Here is a 25,145-nt window from a genome sequence, read left to right on the forward strand (position 1 = left end):
CGAAACAAGCCGGGTGATGTTGAGCACTAGCTGGGACTGACTGGTTGGCGCTTTTTGCCAATTAGGCAGGCCGGGCTGGGCACAGACATCAGGCTTGTGCAGCTCGACAAATAAACTCAGAGCGAAACAAGCCGGGTGATGTTGAGCACTAGCTGGGACTGACTGGTTGGCGCTTTTTGCCAATTAGGCAGGCCGGGCTAGGCACAGACATCAGGCTTGTGTAGCTCGACAAATCAAAAAAATCGAACCGCTAAATTTCTATAAAGCAGAAATTAGTGGTTCGATTTTTTAATACAGCGATCTCATAATCATGATTCAACGTTGATATCTAATTGCATGGCCGTTTGCGGATCTGGATTCAGGTGTTCAACATAAGTTAATTCTGCACGGTCAAGCTCGTGAACAATTTCTGCTTCAACCGTCGCTAATGGTCGTTTGTCGTTTTTTAACTGATTAATTAGCAATGTGATCTTACCATCGTGAGGCGCAGAAATCGTATAAGCCACGTCCTCAGTATTTAAAATTTCCGTAATTAACTTGCGTTCTTCCATCACCGCTGCCTCCCAAATTTAACCTAAACTCATCATAGGCTTCTTTGGAGGACTTGTTAAGCCAGAAAACCCTTAATAGCACCAAATGACGATCAAGCAACTAGGCTGTAACTCAGTCGATCCGTGCCGGTCGAATGCGTTTGACATAATACCAAATGGCGCCAAGGATGAATAAACCCACGAGTCCCACCGTGATAATGGTCGAGAATGTATCAACAGCCCCAGAAACTTGGTTCCAAGCGCGGCCAGCTAACCGGCCGAGTCCAATTAAGACAATGTTCCAAATCATGGTTCCACAGGCTGTCAGTAGAACGAACGGCTGCCATGGCATCTTGGTCATCCCCGCCGGAATTGAAATCAAACTTCGCACGACCGGAATAAAGCGACCAAAGAAGATTGTCTTGCGTCCGTGACGATTAAATAACCGCTGTGCCTTTTCAATATCTGTCTGTTTTAAACGCAAACTCCGACCTAGCCGACTGTTAATTAATCGTTCTAAGCGCGTAACATTTAGCCAGCGGCCAATTCCGTACAGCAATCCGGCACCGATAACTGCACCACTCGTGGCTGCGATAACGCTCCCCGTAATGGTGAGGTCAGCGGCTAATGTCATAAATCCAGCAAAAGTCAAAATAACTTCAGAGGGAATCGGCGGAAAGACGTTTTCTAAAGCAATCAATAAAACAATGCCGATATAACCAAATTGATTCATAAAATCAATTAACTGTTGTTCCATTAGTGTCACCTTTCAATTGGATGGCAGAGAGGGGCAACTGATACATCGAGACGCTTCTCGATAAAATTAGTATCATCATTATTCCTGATTTACGTGCTCCCGTCGAGGATTTACTGCTAAACTGACAATTTCTTAATCATTTTCAGCTATACTGGAAAAAATACTGAAGAAAAAGAGGCTTCTTGTGCAGAATCGTCAGGACACGCAACAACGTTTTTTATGGCTCGTGATTTCAATTCTTTTAAACGCAACTTTCAATGCGCTAACGATTACCACGAATATGGGGAGTGCCGTTTGGACTGCATCAGCCGTCAACTTGGCGCATTGGGTAACCCACTCGACTAACCCCGCCGTGGCTAGCCAAGCCCTCGGTCTCGTGCTGACCATCTATGGTATTCTCGTGGCATTTTTGGATCTACTTTTGATTGGTCGCTTCGATTGGCGCCGACTCTTGCGAAATATTTTATTTGTCGTGCCTTTTAGTTACCTCATTCAATTCATCGTCCCCTTTTGGTCAAATATTGTGGGCATTAAATACTTACATGGGGATCTAAGCCATCCAATTCAGTTAACGATCTTGGTCATCGTCAATATGATCGGTCTGTTTGGTGTTGGCGCTGCCGTCTCACTCTATCAGCGAGCTAACTTAATCATGCATCCAAATGATGATTTGTCCTATATCATTCGTTTTCGCTACTTGCATGGATTGGCCACGGCATCCCAAATGCTCAGTTACCTACCCCCAGTCATCATTATGATCTGTTGCTTCTTCGCCAATCATCATACCTTATGGGCCGTTAATTTCGGCACAGTCTGGGCATTCTTAACGCAAGGTTGGGTTCAAGGCTGGTCAGATCGACATTTTGTCAAACAACTCAAACACCATTTCACGCAAGCACCGACCAATACCACGAAAAAGTGACTGCTCCAAGAAGTAATTGGGTCCACACGAAAAGCCAGTGTCCACTACCAGACGCTGGCTTTATTCTGTCTCGAATTATCAATTTCTTTATTTTATGCCATCAGCTTATTAGGTAGCAAGATTCTACCGCTAAAACGGTTTAAACAAAACGTCGCTTAAATAAAGAGAAGCACACTCAGCACCGCGAGTAGTGCCGGTAAGCCTTGAACAACAAAGATCCGCCGGCTGACCGTCACTGCACCAACGATCGCGGCCACCACGACAAATCCCATGAACAAGATTAAGACAGCTCGCATCTCTAATGTGGGTAAGGCAAATAATGACCACAAAATACCGACCCCAATAAACCCGTTGTACAGGCCTAAATTCTTGAACAATGCTTTAACCTGCGACTGCTCCAAAAAGCTTTGATCCCCACCGAATGTTTGTTGGGCAATTCGACCGGTTGATTGAAACATTTCTAGCCACATAATGAACAGATGTTCCAGACCAACCACACCGACCAATCCAAGCGTAAATGCCAACACGACTTGTCACCTCATTTGTATTAATGAATGAAGCCTACGCCATTTATGACCACCTGTCTACTGACTCGTTAGCATCATGCCGTAGCGACAGCAACTTTTAGTAAGCAGGAAACTAGACCAGTATCAGATTACCCTTTTTTCAATGTGGTTTACGGTCACTGAACCCGCGACGCAAGTTATCAGTTCTGAAAACTTGTTGCTCAATGTCGATCACGCGAGTAAACTATATTGGTCGCATTGTTCGGCCATGAGCACCTGTGGCTCATAAAATAACTCAAACAAAATTTCTCCGTCTAATTATGGAGGTTTATTGATGTCTGACAAAATGAAACAAGCGGTTAAGCATAGCAGCTGGCTAATGCTCGGGATAATTTTACTCGGATCTAGTTTGCGGATGGTGATCACCGTCATCCCACCAATTCTAGCGCCAATGTCGCGGACGTTACACTTATCCAGTGGTGTTGCCGGTAGTTTAACCACGATCCCGTTATTATGTTTTGCAGTATTATCACCAATTGCGCCACGAATTTCAGCCAAGATCGGAACCGAAGTCGCTTTGCTAATCGCACTAATCATTCTGGCGGTCGGCAACTGGATGCGAGTATACTCAGCCACGGCCTTAATCATCGGTACATTGCTCGTCGGCATCGGCATTGCCTTTTTAAATGTTTTACTCCCTGCGTTAGTGGCTGAAAACTATCCCGGAAAAATTGGTGAAATGACTAGTCTCTATTCATTTTCAATGACCTTTTTCTCAGCAATTTCGGCCGGAATTTCTGCGCCACTAGCCGGAAAAATTGGTTGGCAATTAACCATTCAAATTTTCACGCTAGTTGCTTTAGTCAATATCGTCACTTGGCTACCGAATTTACGCTATAATCATCGCGCTAACACGACCGCGGTGTCGAAGACAACGGCTTCACGTGGCTCTGTTTGGCGTCAACCAACCGCTTGGGTGATGACGATTTTTATGGGATTGCAGTCATTTGTGTTCTACACGTTGATCACCTGGTTACCAACCTTGATGGTCGATCGGGGCATCTCTGCCAATACGGCCAGTCTGCTGTTAGGGCTGTATCAAATTGCCTCATTACCTGCTGCTTATGCTGTACCGGTCATTTCAGCCAAGGCTAGCAGTTTACGTAATCTGTTACTCACGATCGGTCTTAGCTTCGTTTTAGGTATTGGCGGCTTGTTGCTCCCCATTCACACGGTCTGGTACTTTGCAATCCTAAGTATCATCTTGGGATCAGCCACTACCGCTTCATTTGCTTTAGCCATGACGTTATTCAACCTCAAAACAAGTACGCCACAGGAGACTGCTGATCTATCCGGAATGGCGCAGTCTTTCGGCTATCTCATTGCAGCGATCGGCCCCATCGCCTTTGGCACACTGCATGTCCTCCTAGGTGGCTGGAATTTATTAATGGTCATTTTATTAATCATCGCGCTGCTAACGATTGTCACAGCACTATATGTTGACCATAAGCCTGACGTTTTTCATTAAAACAAGCTCCAACTAAGTTCATAAAGACAGCCTCACTTTCAAGTTTCAGGAAAGTGGGGCTGTTTTATTAGTATACTATCGCCATCATCAGCGCTCAGTCGATCACCTTTTTTGAAGGTTGGCGTAAAATTTAAGTGGACGAGATTCTAAGAAAAAAAGAGTGTTCCTGCTAATGCTAGATTGTTAATTGGAACAAAACAATCTAAACACATTGGTGGAATCACGCTTATCATCAATAGTCCAACAGAGTTTTGCCCAGTATGCGATAGTGGTCTTGTCTAATAGGCGAAAATTGTTTTTGGTCTGCCTAACGAAAGCGATCACGCTGCAAGTCGACAGATAGATGAGTTAACTGAAAAATAGACCAACCTGGACGTAGCGGGCATCGGTTCAGCCTGTGAAACCGGTGCTTTTCAGAATTCAGAGCAGGCCCACGGCGTTCCAGCCGAATGCCCGCACAGTCCAGGTTGGTCGGCAGTGAGCAATAATATAAAAAGTTTAATCTAGCACTACTCTGTGTGACTAACCAACTAACAATTGACGCCATCTTTTTGAAGAAAGCAAATTGAGTCCTTGGGTTAAACATGATACGCTCTTGGTATCACTTAACAAAGGAGCGCTCGCCATGTCAATCAAAATGATCGCTACTGATATTGACGGCACTTTTATTCGGACGGATCATCAATTTGATCACGACCGTTTCGCGCGAATTTTACGCCAACTCTCAGCCCGCCGCATCCATTTTGTGATTGCGAGTGGCAATCAACTTCGACACCTTACTGATATGTTTGCTAACTTTGACGGGATCGATTTCTTAGCTGAAAATGGTGGCCTGGTTGTCAGTAATCAGCAAACCTTATTCAGCGAGACGATTTCGCCAAACCTCTTGCAGCAGACGCTGTCTCTAATTCATCAGTCACCCATGCTGCAAGGCGGCGCGATCGTTGTTTCTGGTCTCCACGGGGCCTATTTAGAAACACCGGTAACTGATGAATTGCTGGCCTCGGCCAATTACTTTTACACAGATTTACAATTAGTCGCCGATTTACTCGCAGTTCAAGATGACGTCTTAAAAGTAGATCTAGTCTGGCCCGATAATTTAGCCGATCAACGCGCCGACTGGCTAAATCACCGACTACCTACCTCATTAACTGCAACTGCCAGTGGCTTTGGCGGTCTAGATATTATTCCCAGCCACGTTAATAAACAAGACGGTTTAGCCGTGCTTGAACGTCATTGGCAAATTCCCCCGGATCAAGTCATGGCCTTTGGTGACAATGATAATGATATTGCCATGCTACGCCACGTCGGTCACGGTTATGCTATGTTAAATGCGGCACCCAGAATTAAAGCCGCTGCCAATCAAGTGACGCTGAAAACCAATGACGAAGATGGTGTGCTTGATACCATTGAGACTGTGTTAGCCCTCCCACATTAACCCTTCACAAATCAACCCAAAAGGAATTTTATGAAGACAGAAACCTCACACTATTTCGCGCTTTCAGATGCAGATCAACATGCAATTGCTCAATTAAGCGATCACTATTGGCCCGGAATTGTTGATGATCCCAAACAAGTGCAACAACTTCGCTCATACTATGAACAGATGTTGGTTTTGACGATGAAAGATGACGACGGTCAATTAGTCGGTTCATTAAAGATCCCATCAACCAATGTCGTGATTGCTGATCATCGCTATCAAATCAGTGGTTTATCAGAAGTGATGGTTGCACCAAAATATCGACGAAAAGGCTTCGGTATCTCGCTAATTATGACAGCTTTTGCCTTGATTCAACATGATGATGCCGATTTCTCAATTTTTACCTGTGCACCCGATCTGGTCCCCTTCTATGAACAAGGCGGTTGGACCAGTTCACCGCAAACTGTCTTGATTGGTGGAACCACTGCCGACCCGATTGCCAGCGACAAGATCGGCACTGTCGCAATGCTCAGCCTCTTCACTCCAACCGCTTTAGATCACCAAGCTGCTATCGCTGGCGCGACAATTGCCCTTGGCGTGGGCGAGCGCATTATGTGGTAACGCTTAGCGTTGATGACCGCGACGATGCCGCGAATAACGGCCTTCTTCTCGGTCTTGCTGACGTTTGGTCAATTCAACCAAATCTAATTGACGTGTTTCATCTGCCTGTAGTTGTCTGATCGCTTGGTCAACAGCGGCCCGCTGATTCACCATCGTTTCTGATAAGACGACCTTACTGGCATCAACCCACGTCATAATTTCAATAACGCCAGCTAAGCGCGGCGTTATCTTTTCCGCGATGACCGCTTCGTAGTTTGCTTGGGTGGTGACGTGCTTTTTGAGCCGGTTGGATGCTTGCATCATGTCAGTGACAGATAACCAGCAACCATTAATAATTTCGGCCATTGCCGTTTTGCTGAGTGTCAATTTGCATTTGCTCCTTTGCCTAACACTAGTTTCATAATTAACCTATTATAGATAAGGCTTGCAACTATAATAAGCTAAAATAGACTAAAATTCCCCTTCGATATCAATCGAACTAAATTAAGTTAAGTTCTGATAATGCGCGTGCGCGTATTTGTCAGAACTTTTTTACTAGGTCAAAAACCACAGCCTTTTTGACCTCAGGCCCTAACATCGGCGTTAAGGAGCAAGCATGTCTAAGATAATCCTCAGGCAATTGTGACTATCAATGCTCAGAAAATTAACGATTACCGTCCTGGTTCAAACGTCGCTGCATTTCCGAACCACCATGAAATTTGGCAAGCCGCCGTGCCGAAATCCGAACCGACTTCCCTGTTGTCGTGTTAACAAACCGCGCTTGACTAGTTCGTGGCGTAAACGTACCGAATCGTCGCAACTCAACGCGATGATTCCGCGCCAATTCCTCAATAATAGTTGTCAGAAATTCATTAAGCACGCGTCGCGCTACCACCTGTGACACACAGCTGTGTTGCGAGACATGTTTGATCAGATCATTTTTAGTTACGCGTTTAATTATCATTACCTCCTTCACAAATAACCTCAATGGTCACCACATTAGCCGACAGTGATTTTTAAAAAGTAAGTTCGATAATTTTCAAATTTCGATCAACGTTATTGAATTTTATTTTAAATAATTAAGTCAATAAAGTTAGCCTTACCTCAAAAATAATATACCAGGTTTTAATTTTTGTGTAGATTTCTCCTAAAAAAGTTGTATGATGTGACAGTACCGAGAAAACAAAGGGAGGTATTCTTTTGGATACAATCGAGAAAAAGCCAAAAAAGGAACGGCTCATTCATTATGCGAACGGTCCGTCCTTAGAAGAAATCAATGGAACCGTGAAAGTTCCACAAGGCAAGGGATTTTGGAAAACCTTGCTCGCTTACTCTGGACCTGGTGCGTTAGTTGCCGTTGGCTATATGGATCCAGGTAACTGGTCAACCTCCATCACCGGTGGTCAAAACTTTCAATACTTGCTAATGTCCATCATCTTGATATCAAGTTTAATCGCCATGCTTTTACAATCCATGGCGGCTAAACTGGGTATTGTGACGCAAATGGATTTAGCGCAAGCGATTCGGGCCCGCACAAGTAGAGCATTGGGCATTGTGCTATGGATTTTGACAGAATTTGCCATTATGGCGACCGATATCGCCGAAGTTATTGGGGCAGCGATCGCACTTTATCTATTATTCAATATTCCCCTCGTCATCGCCGTCTTTATTACCGTATTTGATGTCTTGCTATTATTGCTGCTAACCAAAATTGGTTTTCGTAAGATTGAAGCCATCGTCGTTGCGTTAATTGTTGTCATCTTCGTGGTCTTTGCTTACGAAGTGGCGCTATCGAATCCTAATTGGGGTCAAGTCATCGTTGGCTTAGTGCCAAACGCCAAAACGATTGCAACATCACCGACTGTTGGCGGGATGTCCCCATTAACTGGTTCCTTAGGAATCATTGGTGCGACAGTCATGCCACATAATTTATACTTGCACTCTGCTATTTCACAAACGCGTCAATTGGATCACAAAGATGAAGAACAAGTGGCTCAAACGGTCCGTTTTTCAATGTGGGATTCTAACATTCAACTAACAGTTGCTTTCTTCGTCAATGCCTTGTTATTGATCATGGGAGTCGCTGTTTTCAAGAGTGGCGCGGTTAAGGATCCATCTTTCTTCGGTCTACACCAAGCTTTGTCTGACACAGCAACCATGAGTAATGGCGTCCTAGCCAGCGTTGCGCGAACGGGTATCTTGTCAACGCTATTCGCAGTGGCACTACTTGCTTCTGGTCAAAATTCGACGATTACGGGTACCTTAACTGGCCAAGTCATTATGGAAGGCTTCATCCACATGCGTATGCCACTGTGGTTGCGTCGCTTGGTAACCCGACTGATCTCCGTGATTCCTGTATTGATCTGTGTTGCCATGACTAGTGGACAGAGTGCCGTTCACCAACATGAAGCGATCAATGATTTGATGAATAACTCCCAAGTGTTCTTAGCCTTCGCCTTACCATTTTCCATGTTGCCCTTGTTAATGTTTACTGATAGTAAAACAGAAATGGGTAAGCGTTTCACCAACCATTGGTACACCAAGGCAGCAGGTTGGATCTCCGTGCTTGCATTAACAGGGCTCAACATTATGAACTTACCAGCGCAGATTGAAGGTTTCTTCGGCGCTGGCGCCTCTAAGAGTGAACTGGCTTTAGCTGATGGAATTGCTGATGTAGCAATTGTTGCCATCATTGCTTTACTGCTCTGGATGATTTTCGACTTATATCGTGGTAACAAAGCATATGCCGAACATTTAGCCGCGGTAGCGAAAGAATCAGCTGGCACAACGACAACCCCTGAGACGCGTAAGTAGGAGGAAATGAATATGTCCGAATCAGAATCAATTGATAAAGTTTTCAAACGGATTCTTGTTGGTGTTGATGATTCCGCCGATGCGCAACTAGCCTTTCATTATGCGGTTCGACGCGCTGCTAAAGATCAAGCCACATTAATTTTGACCTCGATTCTCGAAAGCGATGAAATGAATGTTTATCAGGCCCTGACCAAAGACTATATTCATGGTGAGCGCGCAGAACTTGTTGAGCATATGAAAGATTATGTCAAAGCTGCTCACGACGGTGGCGTAGAAGATATCGAAGTCATCGTCGATGAAGGAGATCCTGGTGAAACGATTGTTGAAAATGTTATTCCGCAGGCCGATGCTGATTTATTGATCATCGGCTCGCTATCCAAAAAAGGGATTCGTAAGTATTTCGGTTCGCAAGCCGCTTACATGGCTAAATATGCGCCGATTTCAGTCATGATTATTCGTTAAGATTACCATCACGAGAACGATCAGAAACTCAGCGCAAAGCCAGCAGATTTAACCTTTACTGCTTTGTTCGACAAAAATACCCCGAACAAAATTCGGGGTATTTTTGTCGTTATTTTTTAACTTGTTAGGTGACTCATGTGTTCCCCGCCTGTTTCAATGGTTTTAATAACACAAATCCAATGATCAGAATTGGAATAAAGATCAGCAAATCAACGATAATTTCTGCCGTTAATGTTTGTCCCGTGACGACCGTTGCCAAGGCGTCCTTTCCTTGATAGGTCAACATAAAACTCTGCATATCAAAAACGGCGTGGATGACAATCGTCCACCATAAGGTGCCAGTACGTAACGTCACCGCACAGAAGTATACCCCCAAACAAAAAGCATAACCGATTTGTAAGGTCGTATTGATGGGCGTCTGCCCTAGGTGATCAAAAAAGTGCCCAGCGTGACTTAACGCGAAGAGTAGGCTGCTCACACCAACCGCTAATCTGACTCGTTTCAGGCCAAAACTGCGTAACAAGATTTGTAGAATCAGACCACGAAACATTGTCTCTTCAAAAAAGCCGACTAACGCTGCAACCACAATGGCATAAACCAGTGCCGCAATATTTTGATTAATCCACTGATACGCGATAAAGGTCCCACCATTAATGACAACGATCAGTACTCCCACCCAGATCACCGACCAGAACTGAGTCCCAGTCTGTATGCGATAGTTAAGCAGTTCGCGTAGCCGCCAGTGATTCACAGCTAACATTGCTAGAATCATCACTGCTTCGACACTAAAAGTCATGATATTCAATGGCAGCAATGGTTTAAAAATTGTTCTCAATCCCCACAGCAGCAACATCATCCCCCCGGTCAAACCGGTGACGATGCTAAGTGCCACCCGGGGCGATGTTTTTTTGGCGGGTGTCTTCACGGAAGTTTTACCAAGCATTTTTGATTCACAACTCCTTCTTGACAAGTCTACAATACAGCCAGCAAATAAAACGGAGGTACTTTGATGCAATCACAATCAACTCCTACGGCAAGCAACAACTGGTGGGTGCTCGTCGCATTAGGAATTTTTGCTTTTATGTCTAATTTAGACGCCAGCATCGTCAATATCGCAATGCCGGTTATGAGCAAACAACTGCGGATTCCCGTCAATCAAATCGAATGGATTGTTTCCCTTTATCTCATTTTGATGTGTGCCTTATTGCTCTTTTTCGGACGTCTGGGTGATATGTACGGAAAAATCCGGATTTTTCGAATTGGCACCGGCGTATTCGTTTTAGGCTCTGCTCTCGCCGGTCTAAGTCATGCTTTCACATTACTCTTGTTGGCTCGGGCAGTACAAGCTTTTGGCGGTGCGCTCACCTTGTCGAATACTTACGGGATCGTGACTAGTACCTTTGACATCGCCCATCGCGGCCGCGCCATGGGCTTTGTTGGCACCTTTGTCGCATTAGGATCCGTTGCCGGTCCTGCTCTAGGTGGCTTAATTCTTGCAAATGGCACTTGGAATGATATTTTCTGGATTAATGTTCCGATCGGCCTCTTTGCAATTGGCGTGGGGATGGTCGTCTTGCCAAAAAGCGAACCACGACCTGGTGGGGCCATCGACTGGCTCGGTTTATTAAGTTGGACAATGACGATCGTCGGTTTATTTGGAGCCGTCTTCATTGGTCAACAAGCTGGCTATACCGCACCGATACCGATTGGTGGCGCCGTAATCGGGTTGCTTAGCTTGCTGATCTTCTTATGGCAGGAAAATCATAGTGGTTCACCTATGATGCCATTAACCATCTTTAGAAATCGGCCGTTTACACTTGGGGTGACGGCAGCTGTCTTTATCTTTTTGTCAAACTTCTTCAGCGTCGTATTGATGCCATTTTACTTAGAAGACAGTCGTCACTTTACACCCGGTCAAGCTGGCCTGCTATTGATGATCTTTCCGATCGTCTTGGTCTTGGCTGGCCCGTTCGGTGGTTTTTTAGCAGATAAACTTTCTCAAGCAAGTGTTGCCAGTACCGGATTGGCATTGATTGCCCTGTCTCAACTAGGGTATGTGTGGTTTTTAAATGCGACAACCCCCATTTGGCTCTATGCCCTAATCACGATGATCATGGCGATCGGCACTGGCTTGTTCCAATCTCCAAATGGTGACATTGTCATGTCGGTAGTCGCCAAAAATGAATTAGGGGTTGCTGGCAGCGTTAATTCATTAGCACGGAACTTAGGGATGGTCGCTGGCACCGCTGCTGCAACCACCACCTTATTTGCGGCGATGAGTCAGCGGTTGGGTTATCGGGTGACCACTTACTTGCCTAAACACCCAGATGTTTTCTTGTATGGTCTCAAGGTTGCTTTCATCGTCTCATTTATCATGATTGTGCTAGCACTCTTAACTTCCCTGCGGTTAGGAAAAATTATGAAAGGTCGGCAGTTGAACTAGTCCGTGCTTCGTTCAATCGCCACACGTAAAATTGTTTTTCGCTTCGCCTCCGCCACTCTGCGAAAGTCAGATAAATAAATTTCCTTGTGGTCTGGATGCGTTCGTTGGTAGCCTTCTGCATGCAAATAGTAATCCAATCGCTCAAAATCAGTCGATTCTGTATCGAATGAACCAATGTGTAAAATCATTCCGACTAATCCTTCTTTAATCGTAACTAAGCGCAATTGGGCAAGTAATTCAGGCGCAACTTTAGCTTTAACTAATGTCAGCGCGGTTTGAAAGACTTGCTCATTCACAAAGTGTGGTTGTTTAATCATCATTTGATAAATCAACTGATCTTTATCAATCATGTTTCCCGTCGGTTTGTTCGGCAATGTCCACTGCCCTTCCAGCGGATAAACGGTATAATCAAATGCTTCCGGAAATGAGATGCCCTTTTTGGGTGCCATCTTGATTGCGTAACTGATTGCATAGAGCGCTGCAACTTGCTCGGCAAATTCAGGACGGTTGGGATTGCCTTGACCGCTTAAAGTAATAAACTTCTGTTCAGGAATCGTTGTAATCGTTGGCCGTTTCATTGTTGGATAAATTTCGCGTTCGTCTTTACGCCACTCATATTTGGGTTCAGCCATTTTAAAAACCTCTCATTATCTTTTTAGGACTAGGTTCATTATACTGAGATTGAACTTAAATCTGTCATAAAGGAGCCAATCAATATGAAAATTGGTGTAATTGGCGCGACTGGTAAAGCCGGGGCCCTAATCATGGCTGAAGCACAAAGCCGTGGCATTGACGTCGAAGCCATCGTGCGGGATCATCATCGTCTAAGTACCCCTGTTCCTTATTTAGAAAAGGACGTGATGTCATTGACAACCGATGACATTGAAGACCTTGACGTGCTTGTCAGTGCCTATGGTGCCCCACGAGGAGAAGGTTACCGTTATCCGCTGGTGACGCAACATTTAATTGATATTACCAAACAAACGGGCATTCGGTTAATGGTTATCAGCGGGGCTGGTAGTCTATTCACAAATCAACATCGTACCAACCGGCTCTTTGACGAACCTAGTTTTCCGGAAGCCTTTAAGGACACTTCGACTAATATGGGGGAAGCACTCAAACGTTTACAGGCCAGCGATGGTGTCGATTGGACTTATATATCGCCAGCCGAAAATTTTGTCTTCAACGCGCCCAAGACAGGCAAATATCAATTAGGGGCTGACTTCTTAAGCTTCAACGCTGATGGACGTAGCGAAATCAGCTATGCAGATTATGCCATTGCCTTTGTCGATGAAATTCAAAATCACCAGCACCGTAATGAACATATTTCCGTTGTTTCTGTGTGACTATTGGTTGATAATCTTAGTTTTCAGGTCAATGCAAATACAGTATCCGGCCGGCAAATATTTGATCAAAAAGCAAAAATCACCCGTCTCCAATTCGGAGAATGGGTGATTTTTAATTGGGTCCTTTTGACCAGTTTGTTATTGGTCCATACTACACTATGCTTCACTACACTTCACTGTACTTCAATTTACGCTAGGTATAAGCGACGCAATTCGGCAATCTTTTCATCAGACAACTGCAATTTGTCAGACAAATAATGGGACAAATCGTCAGCCTGTGTCTTGACCTCATCCATCGCCGCAGTGAAATAATCTTCATGAACCGTCCACAAAGCACGGATGTTGTCTTTCACTGCTGTCGAAGCACCTTCGCCATCTAGCCGTTCCATATTGGCATCAAGGACAGCTTTAGACACTTCATTGGTCAGCAGATAATCCTGCAAGATGGTCGTTTCTGGGACACCTAAGGCCGCCAAGAACATGATCGCACCAAGTCCCGTACGATCCTTCCCCGCGGTACAGTGAAACAGCACGACGCCTTTTTGATTGGCAATTAAATAATCAAAGAAATTGCGGTAAGCTTGCTGCGAAAAATCATCGGCAATCATCTCATGATAGGTTTGAATCATTTGCCGATGTCCATATCCAGGCTCTGATAGATCCTCGCGGAGTTCTTCACGGGTAGCCGAACTTCGCGTATCATCAATGGCTAAAATGGGATTATGATAATCCTTGGCCCCACCAGGAACCCGATCCGGTGCCCGCAACAGTTCTTGGTTTGTACGGAAATCAAGAATGGTATGCACGCCATAGGCCGACAGCGTAGCTAGATCTGCTCGGTCCAGTTGATTCAAGGCAGCTGAACGTACTGTTCGTTGCCACTTAGTCGTGTGACCATCAGTTGTTTGGTAGCCGCCTAGATCTCGAAAGTTATAGCCATGCTTAATATCTAATAGTCGTTCGATCGTTAACGCCCCCCTGTATTCATTATACTTGCCATTTAGTATAACGTTTTCACGGCTTCGACGAAAGTAATCCTTTGCAGCCAGAGCGTGAACCAGATTGGGTGAGGCCGAGCAACAACGGACAAGCACAATTGGGCGTATTTGGCCCGGTTGTGCTTGTTGGTTGTGCACAGGACTCAAGTCTGGCGAACGCGTTTAAGAAAGAGCGTGAACCAGACCGGTTTGAGGCCGAGCAACAACGGACAAGCACAATTGGGCGTATTTGGCCCGGTTGTGGTCGTTGGTTGTGCGCAGGACTCAGGTCTGGTGAACGCGTTTACACCAGAATACGAGCCATCACTCTAAGGGTTGTTTAAGCTAGCACTGGCTGGCGTTCAGTCTTTTTATTTCGGAGTTCCGACTAAAACACGACCGTAGATAAGAAAACTACGAGAATATTCGAAAGCGTTTTCTTTTCATTGTCATTTTTAGTATGATGATAGTGAACCGTCGGTAGCGACTGTGAGCGTTACGCCACGGAAGAATATACTGGAGGAATCAACATGACTTATAAAGTAATTATGGACACCGATCCCGGAATTGACGATGCAGCGGCCTTAACAATGGCCTTAAATGACGCCAATATCGACCTGCAACTCATCACGGCTGTGGCCGGCAACGTCACTGTGGACAAGACCACTAAAAATGCCCTAACCATCGATAATTTTTATGGCAAGCACGTTCCCGTGGCGGGCGGTGCTAAAGCACCATTAATTAAAGAATTCGAAGACGCTGCTCGGATTCACGGCGCCTCAGGGATGGCTGGCTATGATTTTCCAGAACCAACTGACCAAGCGCTAGAAAAATCTGCCGTTGAAGCATTACACGATGCGATTATGGCTAGCGATGAAAAGATCATTTTGGTCCCAACTGGTTCTTACACTAACATTGCTTTACTATTTACTGAATATCCAGAAGTCAAAGATCGCATCGAGCGGATCATTGCCATGGGTGGCTCATTGGGTCACGGCAACATGACCAGTGCTGCTGAATTCAATGTTTTCACTGATCCTCATGCCGCTCAAATCATGTATCAATCTGGCGTTCCAATTGTAATGGTCGGCTTAGATGTGACCATGAAAGCCTTAATCACTGATGAAACCTTACAAACCATCGACAAGATGGGCCGTGCCGGTCACATGCTACATGAAATCATTAGTCATGATTTCGATCACAGCGATGCCGGAACTGCCGTCCACGATGCCAACACCATTTTCTATCTCTTACATCCAGAAGCTTACACGACCAAAGATTACTGGATCGATGTCATTACTGAAGGTCCCGCAAATGGCGAAACAGTTGCCGACGTTCGGGCCGCTTACCATGATGGTAAAACTAACGCTAGCGTCTGTGTTGACGTTGATGCGGCTGCCTTTAACCAATGGTTCATTGACGAACTAAAAGAAATCAGCGCTCAAGAATAACAAGATCTACGAGATACAACTGCACCCATGCCACTTCACTATTGGTATGGGTTTTTTTTGGCCTTTATTTGTGACCAACAAATTCAAATCACAAACTAATGCGGATTAACCCGCAAAGAAATATACTAAAATTACTGACATACTTTAATCATGGGAGGAAGACACATGGACATCGTTCTTATTGGCGCAGGCCCTCGCGGCTTAATCAGCGCCGAGCGTTTGATTGAATGGCAACGCCAAACAAACACCTATCATCAGTTAAATATCACTTTAGTAGATCCATTCGGGGTCAGTGGCCGCGTTTGGCAAGTTGGTCAACCCCACGAACTGGTGATGAATACGAATCCTGATTTCATTACGTTGTTTACTGACGAGACCATTAAAATGGACGGACCGATTGCCAAAGGGCCCAACTTATTTGAATGGGCCCATCAACAGGCACCGGGTTTCTTATTTCATCACGACCTACCCAATCGCGCAGAATTGCTTAATGAAGCGGCAGCCCTAGTTCATAATGGCTACTCATCACGCAGTTTATTTGGCGCTTATCAATTGTGGTTTTACGAGTATTTGCAACAGCGGCTCACAGATAAGATCACGCTAACCATCCTTAAAGAACAAGCACAATCGGTGCGCCAAATTGAGGCTACCAATCGTTATTTAATCAAAACTGGCACCCATCGTTTTCAAGCGGATGCAGTTATCATGGCGCTTGGTCACTTTGAAAATGATTTAACCGAAGAACAGGTTGGTTTGATGAATTTTGCTGACGAGCATAACCTGAACTACATTGCCCCCACCCAACCGCAAGAGTATCAGTTCGACCATGTAGCAGCCGATCAAACAGTGATTTTACGCGGGCTAGGATTGAGCTTCTTTGACGCCGTAACCATGCTAACGCAAGGCCGCGGTGGCCACTTCACGCAAGACGAACATCAACGGCTCGTTTATCAACCTTCTGGCATTGAACCGCATATTATCGCTGGATCACGCCGTGGTTTTCCTTTGCGCGCTAAGGGGCGTAATGAAAAAGGGTACGGCGAGCTTGATCAACCACACTTCTTCACCGCTGCATGGTTTTCTCACTATCAGGCCGGCTCCTTATTAGGAACCCGATTTATCGAACAATTTCACCATGAAGCCGAGTACGTCTATTACAAACGTTTGTTAGCACTCAAGTATCCACAAGTAGACGCACAAGAATTTCTGCGTGAATTCGTTGCCGCACCTCAACCATCAGCCGTTGTCTTCCGATCACCGATTATTGAAAGTGACTACCTTAATTGGAATCAGTTACTGAATCCAGCCGAATTTTTAGCCCATAGTGAAGACTCAAAAGTCATGGCCGATTATTTACAAGCCGACGTCGAGGCCGCCTTGGCGGGTACTAAGACTGGACCATTGACTTCGTCGCTCGAAATGTTTCGTGACTTACGTGACGTGGTTCGACGGGTCGTTGACAATGAATTAATCCGCGCCGAAGACTTTCGCAATCTATTCCTAGGCCAATTTGATAATGAAAACTCCTATCTATCAGTAGGCCCGCCAGAAAGTCGCATCGCGGAATTACAAGCTTTGGTGGAAGCTGGCATCGTAACCTTACTGGGTCCAGGTATGTTGGTATCCGGCGATGAAAATAGTCAACGGTTTGTCACTTGGTCCAAGAGCGTCCCCGATCAGACTTATCAGGCTGATTGCCTAGTAGAAGCGCGTCTCCCTGCCGTTTCAGCTCGTCACAGCCAAAATCCACTAATTAAACAGCTCATTAGTGCAAAGCTAGCACGACCACTGCAATTAACGATGGAAGACGGGACCATTTTTGAAACTGGGGCTGTCGATGTTGATATGCATACCAACGAATTGCTTGATCAAAACGGCCAAGCTGTCGCTGGTTTGTACTTCTGGGGTGTTCCCACTGAAGGTAAACACTGGTTCACCACCGCTAGTCCCCGCCCAGGCGTCAACGACAGCGTCTTACGTACCGCTGATGCAACAGTTGCCGATTTGTTTAACCGCTTTGCCGACCACTAGGACTGATTTTATGGAAAGAAGATCCTAATATGACCGTTGAAAAGGCAATTAGTGCCCAACAAGCGCGTGCGTTTGATGATTACACGATTAATCACTTAGGCATTCCCTCACCTGTTTTAATGGAGCGTGCCGCTTTAGCTGTCACACAGCGACTAACGACCAGCATCAATTTTGATTTGACTAACGTGTTAATTGTCGCTGGCAGTGGCAACAATGGCGGTGATGGTGTAGCAGTAGCCAGGTTACTACATCTGCGCCACGTGCCAGTGACGGTCTGGCTAATTGGTAATTTAGAGCATGCTTCTGAGCAACTCACGCAACAATATGAAATTGCCAAACATTACGGTATCCACATTACGCAAACGAAGCCAGCCCAACTTTCAACTTTTACCACAATAGTTGATGCGATATTTGGTGTTGGTCTCTCACGACCAATCGTGGGGCAATTAGCTGAGAACATTCAAGCATTAAATCAGATCAACGTGCCCATTTTAGCCATCGATATCCCAAGTGGCGTTGATTCCGATACCGGTCAACCCATGGGCGTTGCCATTCAGGCAATGGAAACCATCACCATGAGTTATAACAAAACCGGTTTAACGACCAAGCTAGGGCAACAGTATGCCGGCCGCATCACAATCGCTGACATTGGTATCTATGATCCTGAAACAATCGAACAATTAAAATAGTCGTTTAACCAATAACAAATTTTTCTGGTGCTAATCCGCGCCAAAAGAGCGAGTTCCGAAAACGGAGCTCGCTCTTTTTGAATTACCATTCAAAATCAGATTGCACATTATTAAAAGTAATCCTTAAAAGCTTAAATGGCTCGAATACATCAGGCTATCGTTGGGCAATAATCTTATTGGCTTCATTTTCCAAGCGAAACATGGTCCCCTCAGGACTTTGTCGATAATCATTGGCAAACGTCTCACTCATTGGACTCACGCGTCCTACAGGTTTGCCCATCACATCAGTTACAACTAAGTCTTGATCCACCCACGTAACTTCATCGTAATGACCATCAAGTAAGTAATCAACCCAGTATTGTAACGTATCGTGAACTGCCGCCGTCATGACATCGGCTTCCGTAACCGGCGCCTGATCGCCGCGTTGTTCGTTTAAGGTTTGGACGCGCAACCTGACTTCATTCATATTCTCTGGAATTGTTTCACTCATAAACGCACCCACCTCACTTTTTTGACTACTCTTATTATATCGTTTCCTCGTACGACGACAATTAAAAAGCGTAAACCATTTTCGGTGTTATAAGTCACGAGTCACTTTATGGGCATTTTCGGCCATTTCCTGCTAGGCTACTGGTGTAGTTTAATCACACACGCAATCCTAGGAGGCAAAAACTTATGGCAAATATCGGTATTAATGGTTTTGGTCGAATCGGTCGTGACTCTTTCCGACGGATTTTGGAATTGGATGACCCAGATTTGAATATTGTTGCCATCAATGATTTAACTAGCCCGGCTATGTTAGCTTATTTGTTTAAATACGATTCTACTTTTGGTCGTCTTAACGCTGAAGTAAGCTCCACTGACGATTCATTAGTCGTAAACGGCAAGAAGATTCGCGTTTACTCTGAACGTGACGCGCATAACATTCCGTGGGTTGCTAACGACGGCGTTGATATTGTGCTTGAATGTACTGGCTTCTATACATCCAAAGACAAATCACAAGCACATATTGACGCCGGCGCCAAGAAAGTTGTTATCTCAGCACCAGCAGGTCCCATTAAGACAATCGTGATGGGCGTTAATGACGATTTAATTGAACACGATGACCAAATCATCTCGGTTGGTTCATGTACAACTAATGCGCTGGCTCCAATGGCTTACTTCTTGAACAAGGAATTTGGGGTTAAAGTCGGCACGATTACCGCGATCCACGCCTTCACCAGTTCACAAATGATTCTAGATGGGCCAAAGGGTTCCAAGTTCCGTCCGAACCGGACCGCATCTGCAAACACGATTCCACATTCAACTGGTGCCGCAACCGCAATTGGTTTAGTTATTCCAGAATTAGATGGTCATCTCAGTGGCCATGCTCAACGGGTGGCAGTTGTCGATGGCTCTGTTTGTGAGTTAGTTTCCATCTTAGACAAAGAAGTCACTGCGGACCAAGTTAACGAAGCTATCAAGCCGCACACCGAAAACAATCCTGCTTTTGGTTGGAACGAAGACGAAATTGTTTCCTCCGATATCATTGGCGACACACACGGTGCTGTATTTGACCCAACCTTAACTGAAGTAACCCAAAATGGTGACTTCCAAGTCGTTAAGACAGCTACCTGGTTCGATAACGAATACGGCTTTGTTTGCAACATGATTCGGACACTTAAGGCAGAAGCCTTAGCTTAATCTTGGTACTACACTAAGTTTGCTAGCATATTCGTCCTTCATCTGATAATTTATATCCAATTGGACCAAAAATAAACACCACCGGCTAACAATTTGCCGGTGGTGTTTTTGTAATATCAAGGAGTTTTATTAACTTAATCAAAGTTGTCGCCCATGGAGCCGGCAAATTCTTTGATTTTGCCTTCGCCTTCCTTAACGTTGCCGCCGATTTTATCGCCAGCATCGCCTGTAATCGCTCCCTTGACTTGCTGAGCTTTGCCTTCTGCTTCATCACTGAAATGATCAAATTTCTGTTTCAAATCTTTCATCTGGTCATTATCTTGAAGCAACATATAGCCCAAGGCCACATTGGCTGCCAAACTGAAGCCTAATAGTAAGTTCTTCATCACTTGTTTCCTCCCGACTTAATCTTTTTTCTTATCACGACTTGAATCATCTTTTTGCTGAGCTTGCCACTCTTCGGGGGTCAGTAAATCCTTCACGTGAAGTTTGATTGAGGTGACCTTATAGCCAGTCATTGAGCGGACGGCAGCGATGATTTTACGTGATAGCTTATCAAAAATATCATTCGCATCACGGCCATACTCCAGCGTGCCATCTAATTCTAAGTCAACAGTTTGATCATCTTCATTAACATCCGCTGAAACACCATGTTCAGGACGATTACCACGAATTTGCGTGGCTAAATTATCCATTAGTCCACCGGAAAGTGACAAGACGCCGTCAACCTCATGGGCTGTTTTACCGGCAATTTTTTCTAAGACATCATCATCAAAGACGATTTGCTTCTTCGTTGCTGCTTCAGCCATTTAATTTCCTCCTTGCACCATTACTTCAAACGGTCGCGGTTATTCAACATGTTTCGCTTCAGGCGCATGTTGCGAATTTGGTTTACCTTTAGTCTGTTCTTGCCAATCACGTTTACTCATCACGTCGTTAATGTGTAAATTCAATTCGATGACATCCAAACCGGTAAAATTGCGAACATCGCGGACCACCCGCTCACTAACTTGCTCAAAGATCTGATGAATATCTTTTCCATATTCAACCGTTGCGTTCATGTCCAACGCAACCTGTTTTTGCCCGACTTCTGCGTCAATACCTTGTGTTGGGTCGGCTTGATTCCTAAAGCGATCGGTAATCCCGCTTAACATGCCACCGTCTAGCGACAAGATACCATCAACGTTACGAGCTGCTAAGCCGGCAATCTTTTCAATGACCCCATCATCAAATGATAAGGTGCTTTTTAAAGGGGGTGTTTTTGTGTCTGCCATTATTCATTCCTCCTATGTGATTAATTTGACAAAAACCGATTAATTTCTTGTTTTAATTGACGGGTACTTGATGGCCAAAAATGACTCACCAAGCTACCAAGAATCGCAATTACAGCGACGAGAATCATGCTCCAAAATCCAGCTAGAACCCAAGCTAAACCAAGGATCAAGCCGACCAAAGTACCAAACATCATTCGATTCATTTAACCACTCCTTTCTAAACCACCCGGGCAGGATGGGTATCAGGGGTTGCCGGTCGGACTTCAATCCGTGGATGCCGGAGGGTTAAACCTAAACTTTTTTGCAAATAATCGGTCACTACCTGCAAGGCTTCTTGCCCCACTTGTTGATAATCCGGATCGGTAGTCAGCGCCGACACCTTCACATCAGCCTGTTTGTGACGACGCACGGTTAATGAAACGTGGGGATGATCTAAACGACCGTTTTCGGCCAAACGATACTGTAAATCATGTTCCATTGCGGCGATCGGCAACCTAATCTCGCCATGATTCTTCTGGTAACGAAGCACTCGCAATCGTTTGCGTTTAAAAATCCCAATCAAGAGCAAGATTCCGCCAGTCAATGCGGTAATGGTATTTAGGACTAATAAGACCCAGCGTGTCACCTGCGGGTTAATTAACAACCAATGATTGAGCGTGCTAGTGACCCCAGGAATGTCAAACGCTAACAAAATTGCTAGGCCACCGGTCACTAAGACAATTAACCCAGTGAGACTAATGATCCACTTACTAACTGGTCTCATCGAGTGACCTCCTAACTAATCTTTGCGTTTACGCACGTTCATAATTAATGACAGGATTAAAACTAAAATGATCGCACCCAGAATTGACGGGATGACTGCCATTCCGGCCAACGACGGGCCCCAAGATCCTAGTAAAGATTGTCCAATCCAAGCACCAATCAGTCCGGCGATAATATTACCAATCACACCGCCAGGAACATCCCGATTGATAATTAAGCCGGCCACGAATCCAATCAAACCACCAACAATAATTGACCATAACCATCCAAGCATTAAAACCACTTCCTTCCTTTTTTGATTAACTTAATCTTATGGTATTGATACACTCAATCGCAAAAAATCCGCTTATAAACGTCGCATATTAAACTTACATACCACCTAGAATGCATCTTTTTCCTTGCTACACAAGGGAAAATAAAAGATAAGACACAAAAATTGGTCTAACAATGCCAAATAAAAAAGTTCGCCTTGGTGACTTCACCAACACGAACTTTCTATCAAGTTGCATATAGTTTATTTTATCCTGCAATATTTTAAAATCTTACAAGTTAACATCCATATTAAAGGTCAGTTTAGACATTCCCAGTCCGTCTGTCACCAATTGGCCGATGAACGCCATCGTCTTATCCCGCATCTGGTTGACGACTTCGTGGTTTTGTTCTGTCAAGTAAGCAGTTAAGGCCTCACCACTTAGCGTCTGTGCTTGCCGGTCAATCGTCTCAATCAATCGACGTAACGCCTCACGACATTCCTTCAAATAATCAGTATCAGCCTGAATAAAATGACTGTAGTGACTTTCGGTTAACATCGAAACGGTCCGGTACATCCAATAGGCGTCTTTCACATTATACGTCATGGACGTGTTAGCAAAGCTGGGGTCGGTGTCCCTCGCATTGGCGTAAAACGGCAGATATGGCGTATAAGCCGGGATTCCGATGGAAATCCACATCACCGCAGAAATTGCCGCTGGGACATTAGTCCGAATCTGCAAGATGTGACTCTGCTGTGTCCGGTTCAATGAAATCGCTCGATAACGTGTCTTGTCTTCGTCGCTACCGTGACCTAATGGATCAAAGGGTGTTTCATTGTAGTGAGAACTTTCGATATATTCAACATCTTCCAAACTGATTAACCGACTAGCATGACAAATAAATGGTAAATCGCTCGACTCCGGATTTTGCTTGATCTCTGGGTTTAAATACCGTTGCGCAAACCAAACGCGTGGTGTGTTGTAATGCCGGTCTTTTTCTGTGTCGGTACCAAAGATATGGCGAAAGTTCCAGCCCGTTTTGTCCGGATTCAAATGATGCTCGGCGACAAATTCACGAATCCCTTCTGACCACATAAAGTTGTCCGGATCATTAAAATCGATTTGTTCTTGCCCGACCTGATTTGCGGCTACGACATAAGCATCGTCTGGAATCCGGGAAGCCACCCAGTGATGTCCCGTCACGATTTCCATATACCAAATGTCGTCTTGATCAGCAAAAATAACCCCATTACCTTCTGGCGAACCGTATTTTGCCACAAGTTCCCCTAGATAACGAACACCATCCTTAGCAGAATCAATAAATGGCAAGACCATCGTCTGCATCGTATCTTCTGCCATGCCGTCTGGAATCAGTGGATCGTAAGCAAGTACCTTTTCGTTGGCATAGACACTTTCTGTGGCAGACATAGCAACATTTTTCTCGTTAAAGCCGCTTTCATCGTAGATACCCTCACCAGCGACATCGACATTTGGTGTTGCTTGATAACGATAACCATTTTCCGGAAGTGGTGCTTTAAACCCATTCTGCGTTGACGCCAGTTCTTCATGCCGACCAGTGACAGCTGGTCGCATTATGACCCGTTGTGGTGCAATTGGCAAAAAGGTGTCGTCATTTCTGGCAACCATGACGGAGCCATCAATTGAGGCCTTTTTTCCGACTAACACGGTAGTACAAGCTTTATCCCATTTCATTACTGGTTCAATCCTTTCTTAATATCCATTTTTATATTTAAAAATAAGTTTACTCCTCTTTAATTTATGAAGCCAGAGCGTGAGCCAGACCGGGTGAGTCCGAGCAACAACGGACAACCGTAATTGGGCGGTCTTGGCCCGGTTAGGGTTGTTGGTTGTGCACAGGACTCAGGTCTGGCGAGCGCGTTTACACCAGAATACGAGCCAAACCGGATGAGTCCGAGCAGGGTTTCTGGTTGGGCACGGTTTTCATCTGATTAATGAAACAGCTTTTCTCAGTTCTATCAATCAGCTCTGGTATAATTAATCTAAATTAACTCAATAACGGTGGAGGCTACTTTTAGATGCAGAACTTTCTTTTTGATGTAGATGGAACCTTGCTTGATTCTGAAAAAATGTACATGCTTGCCATGCAGCAGGCATTAGATGAAACCGGTCGGCATTTTGAGTATGAGCGACTGGCCCAGACATTTGGCACGACCGGCAAAATTGCATTTCAACAACTTGGCATCCCCGATGATGAAATTCCAGGCTTAATCGATATTTGGCAAAATTATACAAAATCGACCTATGATACGATGCGCATTTACCCTGGCATCGAGGCCGTTCTCCAACAACTCCACGAAAATCCTCGGCTAACCACAGCCATCGTGACGTCAAAGCTAGCGTCTGAATATCAACGTGATCTCGTGACTAATTTTCCATTAGATCAGTTCATGGATGGCCACGTAACTGCTGATGAAGTTCAACGCGGAAAACCGTCGCCTGACTCACTGCAACTGGCCCTGACTAAATTAAGCTTAGCACCTGACCAAACAATCTATATCGGCGATACAATTTATGATTTACAAGCAGCCCATGCAGCGGGACTTACATTTGGTTTAGCAACATGGGGTGGCCCAAAAGCCCAATCGCTTATTCGTGATAGCGATGAAGTCTTGGATCAACCGCACGATTTACTGAATTTAATTGGGTAAATGACAACT

At 44.9% G+C, this 25,145-nt stretch carries 29 protein-coding genes; 13 read left to right on the forward strand and 16 right to left on the reverse strand.

Features of this window, described 5'->3' with window-relative positions; translation table 11 throughout:
* Positions 1 to 308 precede the first annotated feature (308 nt).
* The gene (locus AC27FN_RS04260; protein WP_487166778.1) at positions 309 to 551 is read right to left on the reverse strand and encodes a hypothetical protein; all 243 of its coding nucleotides are present in this window, start codon (positions 549 to 551) and stop codon (positions 309 to 311) included.
* Positions 552 to 663: 112 nt separating this feature from the next.
* On the reverse strand, positions 664 to 1,287 hold the full coding sequence (locus AC27FN_RS04265) for a DedA family protein (protein ID WP_487166779.1): 624 nt from the start codon (positions 1,285 to 1,287) through the stop codon (positions 664 to 666).
* Between the two features lie 184 nt (positions 1,288 to 1,471).
* Between AC27FN_RS04265 and AC27FN_RS04270 the strand changes: the two genes are divergently transcribed.
* Positions 1,472 to 2,209 carry a DUF6198 family protein gene (locus AC27FN_RS04270; protein ID WP_487166780.1) on the forward strand — a complete coding sequence of 246 codons (738 nt, stop codon included), beginning with the start codon at positions 1,472 to 1,474 and terminating at the stop codon, positions 2,207 to 2,209.
* Between the two features lie 155 nt (positions 2,210 to 2,364).
* Here the strand turns inward: AC27FN_RS04270 and AC27FN_RS04275 are convergent, their stop codons facing one another.
* Positions 2,365 to 2,736 carry a DUF1304 domain-containing protein gene (locus tag AC27FN_RS04275; protein ID WP_487166781.1) on the reverse strand — a complete coding sequence of 124 codons (372 nt, stop codon included), beginning with the start codon at positions 2,734 to 2,736 and terminating at the stop codon, positions 2,365 to 2,367.
* Between the two features lie 313 nt (positions 2,737 to 3,049).
* Here AC27FN_RS04275 and AC27FN_RS04280 point away from each other — a divergent pair, with 313 nt between their 5' ends.
* The 3 genes from AC27FN_RS04280 to AC27FN_RS04290 all read left to right on the forward strand — a co-directional run bounded on the left by AC27FN_RS04280 (position 3,050) and on the right by AC27FN_RS04290 (position 6,284).
* Entirely contained in the window at positions 3,050 to 4,243 is a 1,194-nt protein-coding gene (locus AC27FN_RS04280) for a CynX/NimT family MFS transporter (RefSeq protein WP_487166782.1), read from the forward strand.
* Between the two features lie 625 nt (positions 4,244 to 4,868).
* Positions 4,869 to 5,681, forward strand: a complete 813-nt coding sequence (locus AC27FN_RS04285) for a Cof-type HAD-IIB family hydrolase (RefSeq protein WP_487166783.1) — start codon at positions 4,869 to 4,871, stop codon at positions 5,679 to 5,681.
* A gap of 30 nt (positions 5,682 to 5,711) precedes the next feature.
* Positions 5,712 to 6,284 (forward strand): GNAT family N-acetyltransferase, encoded by a 573-nt coding sequence (locus tag AC27FN_RS04290; protein ID WP_487166784.1) that lies wholly within the window; start codon positions 5,712 to 5,714, stop codon positions 6,282 to 6,284.
* A 3-nt stretch (positions 6,285 to 6,287) separates the two neighbouring features.
* Here the strand turns inward: AC27FN_RS04290 and AC27FN_RS04295 are convergent, their stop codons facing one another.
* Both AC27FN_RS04295 and AC27FN_RS04300 read right to left on the reverse strand, forming a co-directional pair.
* Complete coding sequence (locus AC27FN_RS04295) at positions 6,288 to 6,650, reverse strand: hypothetical protein (RefSeq protein ID WP_487166785.1); 363 nt, start codon at positions 6,648 to 6,650, stop codon at positions 6,288 to 6,290.
* A gap of 277 nt (positions 6,651 to 6,927) precedes the next feature.
* The gene (locus AC27FN_RS04300) at positions 6,928 to 7,227 is read right to left on the reverse strand and encodes an HU family DNA-binding protein (protein WP_487166786.1); all 300 of its coding nucleotides are present in this window, start codon (positions 7,225 to 7,227) and stop codon (positions 6,928 to 6,930) included.
* Between the two features lie 236 nt (positions 7,228 to 7,463).
* Here AC27FN_RS04300 and AC27FN_RS04305 point away from each other — a divergent pair, with 236 nt between their 5' ends.
* Together AC27FN_RS04305 and AC27FN_RS04310 are read left to right on the forward strand one after the other, a co-directional pair.
* Entirely contained in the window at positions 7,464 to 9,077 is a 1,614-nt protein-coding gene (locus AC27FN_RS04305; RefSeq protein ID WP_487166787.1) for an Nramp family divalent metal transporter, read from the forward strand.
* Between the two features lie 12 nt (positions 9,078 to 9,089).
* Complete coding sequence (locus AC27FN_RS04310) at positions 9,090 to 9,539, forward strand: universal stress protein (protein ID WP_487166788.1); 450 nt, start codon at positions 9,090 to 9,092, stop codon at positions 9,537 to 9,539.
* A gap of 133 nt (positions 9,540 to 9,672) precedes the next feature.
* On the opposite strand, the gene AC27FN_RS04315 is transcribed toward AC27FN_RS04310, so the two are convergent.
* On the reverse strand, positions 9,673 to 10,482 hold the full coding sequence (locus AC27FN_RS04315) for a CPBP family intramembrane glutamic endopeptidase (protein WP_487166789.1): 810 nt from the start codon (positions 10,480 to 10,482) through the stop codon (positions 9,673 to 9,675).
* Positions 10,483 to 10,548: 66 nt separating this feature from the next.
* Between AC27FN_RS04315 and AC27FN_RS04320 the strand changes: the two genes are divergently transcribed.
* The gene (locus tag AC27FN_RS04320) at positions 10,549 to 11,982 is read left to right on the forward strand and encodes an MFS transporter (RefSeq protein ID WP_487166790.1); all 1,434 of its coding nucleotides are present in this window, start codon (positions 10,549 to 10,551) and stop codon (positions 11,980 to 11,982) included.
* On the opposite strand, the gene AC27FN_RS04325 is transcribed toward AC27FN_RS04320, so the two are convergent.
* Positions 11,979 to 12,614: a GyrI-like domain-containing protein gene (locus AC27FN_RS04325; RefSeq protein ID WP_487166791.1), complete on the reverse strand. Its 636-nt coding sequence runs from the start codon at positions 12,612 to 12,614 to the stop codon at positions 11,979 to 11,981. The two genes, AC27FN_RS04320 and AC27FN_RS04325, sit on opposite strands and share 4 nt — an antisense overlap.
* An 84-nt stretch (positions 12,615 to 12,698) precedes the next feature.
* On the opposite strand from AC27FN_RS04325, the gene AC27FN_RS04330 reads away from it, so the two are divergent.
* Positions 12,699 to 13,328 (forward strand): NAD(P)-dependent oxidoreductase, encoded by a 630-nt coding sequence (locus tag AC27FN_RS04330; RefSeq protein WP_487166792.1) that lies wholly within the window; start codon positions 12,699 to 12,701, stop codon positions 13,326 to 13,328.
* A 188-nt stretch (positions 13,329 to 13,516) separates the two neighbouring features.
* Here AC27FN_RS04330 and AC27FN_RS04335 read toward each other — a convergent pair whose 3' ends face one another.
* Positions 13,517 to 14,464, reverse strand: a complete 948-nt coding sequence (locus AC27FN_RS04335; RefSeq protein WP_487167049.1) for a tyrosine-protein phosphatase — start codon at positions 14,462 to 14,464, stop codon at positions 13,517 to 13,519.
* A gap of 371 nt (positions 14,465 to 14,835) precedes the next feature.
* Here AC27FN_RS04335 and rihC point away from each other — a divergent pair, with 371 nt between their 5' ends.
* From rihC to AC27FN_RS04350, 3 genes are all read left to right on the forward strand, one after another.
* Positions 14,836 to 15,756 (forward strand): ribonucleoside hydrolase RihC, encoded by a 921-nt coding sequence (rihC, locus tag AC27FN_RS04340; protein WP_487166793.1) that lies wholly within the window; start codon positions 14,836 to 14,838, stop codon positions 15,754 to 15,756.
* Positions 15,757 to 15,921: 165 nt separating this feature from the next.
* Positions 15,922 to 17,787, forward strand: a complete 1,866-nt coding sequence (locus AC27FN_RS04345; protein ID WP_487166794.1) for an FAD/NAD(P)-binding protein — start codon at positions 15,922 to 15,924, stop codon at positions 17,785 to 17,787.
* Between the two features lie 29 nt (positions 17,788 to 17,816).
* A complete protein-coding gene (locus tag AC27FN_RS04350) occupies positions 17,817 to 18,476 on the forward strand; it encodes an NAD(P)H-hydrate epimerase (protein ID WP_487166795.1) in 660 nt (219 codons plus the stop codon).
* Between the two features lie 154 nt (positions 18,477 to 18,630).
* Here the strand turns inward: AC27FN_RS04350 and AC27FN_RS04355 are convergent, their stop codons facing one another.
* Positions 18,631 to 18,966, reverse strand: coding sequence for a hypothetical protein (locus tag AC27FN_RS04355; RefSeq protein WP_487166796.1), 336 nt, complete (start codon positions 18,964 to 18,966; stop codon positions 18,631 to 18,633).
* A 185-nt stretch (positions 18,967 to 19,151) separates the two neighbouring features.
* Here AC27FN_RS04355 and gap point away from each other — a divergent pair, with 185 nt between their 5' ends.
* Positions 19,152 to 20,159, forward strand: coding sequence for a type I glyceraldehyde-3-phosphate dehydrogenase (gene gap, locus AC27FN_RS04360; protein WP_487166797.1), 1,008 nt, complete (start codon positions 19,152 to 19,154; stop codon positions 20,157 to 20,159).
* A gap of 134 nt (positions 20,160 to 20,293) precedes the next feature.
* On the opposite strand, the gene AC27FN_RS04365 is transcribed toward gap, so the two are convergent.
* The 7 genes from AC27FN_RS04365 to AC27FN_RS04395 form a co-directional block, all read right to left on the reverse strand.
* Complete coding sequence (locus tag AC27FN_RS04365; protein ID WP_487166798.1) at positions 20,294 to 20,545, reverse strand: CsbD family protein; 252 nt, start codon at positions 20,543 to 20,545, stop codon at positions 20,294 to 20,296.
* 18 nt (positions 20,546 to 20,563) lie between these two features.
* A complete protein-coding gene (locus AC27FN_RS04370) occupies positions 20,564 to 20,968 on the reverse strand; it encodes an Asp23/Gls24 family envelope stress response protein (protein ID WP_487166799.1) in 405 nt (134 codons plus the stop codon).
* 39 nt (positions 20,969 to 21,007) lie between these two features.
* Positions 21,008 to 21,433 (reverse strand): Asp23/Gls24 family envelope stress response protein, encoded by a 426-nt coding sequence (locus AC27FN_RS04375; RefSeq protein WP_487166800.1) that lies wholly within the window; start codon positions 21,431 to 21,433, stop codon positions 21,008 to 21,010.
* Between the two features lie 20 nt (positions 21,434 to 21,453).
* Positions 21,454 to 21,636: a DUF2273 domain-containing protein gene (locus AC27FN_RS04380; RefSeq protein WP_487166801.1), complete on the reverse strand. Its 183-nt coding sequence runs from the start codon at positions 21,634 to 21,636 to the stop codon at positions 21,454 to 21,456.
* Between the two features lie 14 nt (positions 21,637 to 21,650).
* The gene (gene amaP / locus AC27FN_RS04385; protein WP_487166802.1) at positions 21,651 to 22,196 is read right to left on the reverse strand and encodes an alkaline shock response membrane anchor protein AmaP; all 546 of its coding nucleotides are present in this window, start codon (positions 22,194 to 22,196) and stop codon (positions 21,651 to 21,653) included.
* A 15-nt stretch (positions 22,197 to 22,211) separates the two neighbouring features.
* Positions 22,212 to 22,469 carry a GlsB/YeaQ/YmgE family stress response membrane protein gene (locus AC27FN_RS04390; RefSeq protein WP_487166803.1) on the reverse strand — a complete coding sequence of 86 codons (258 nt, stop codon included), beginning with the start codon at positions 22,467 to 22,469 and terminating at the stop codon, positions 22,212 to 22,214.
* 268 nt (positions 22,470 to 22,737) lie between these two features.
* Positions 22,738 to 24,159 (reverse strand): C69 family dipeptidase, encoded by a 1,422-nt coding sequence (locus AC27FN_RS04395; protein WP_487166804.1) that lies wholly within the window; start codon positions 24,157 to 24,159, stop codon positions 22,738 to 22,740.
* A 344-nt stretch (positions 24,160 to 24,503) separates the two neighbouring features.
* Here AC27FN_RS04395 and AC27FN_RS04400 point away from each other — a divergent pair, with 344 nt between their 5' ends.
* On the forward strand, positions 24,504 to 25,136 hold the full coding sequence (locus AC27FN_RS04400; RefSeq protein ID WP_487166805.1) for an HAD family hydrolase: 633 nt from the start codon (positions 24,504 to 24,506) through the stop codon (positions 25,134 to 25,136).
* Positions 25,137 to 25,145: the final 9 nt, after the last annotated feature.

The sequence above is a fragment of the Furfurilactobacillus sp. W61-4 genome, assembly GCF_057545565.1.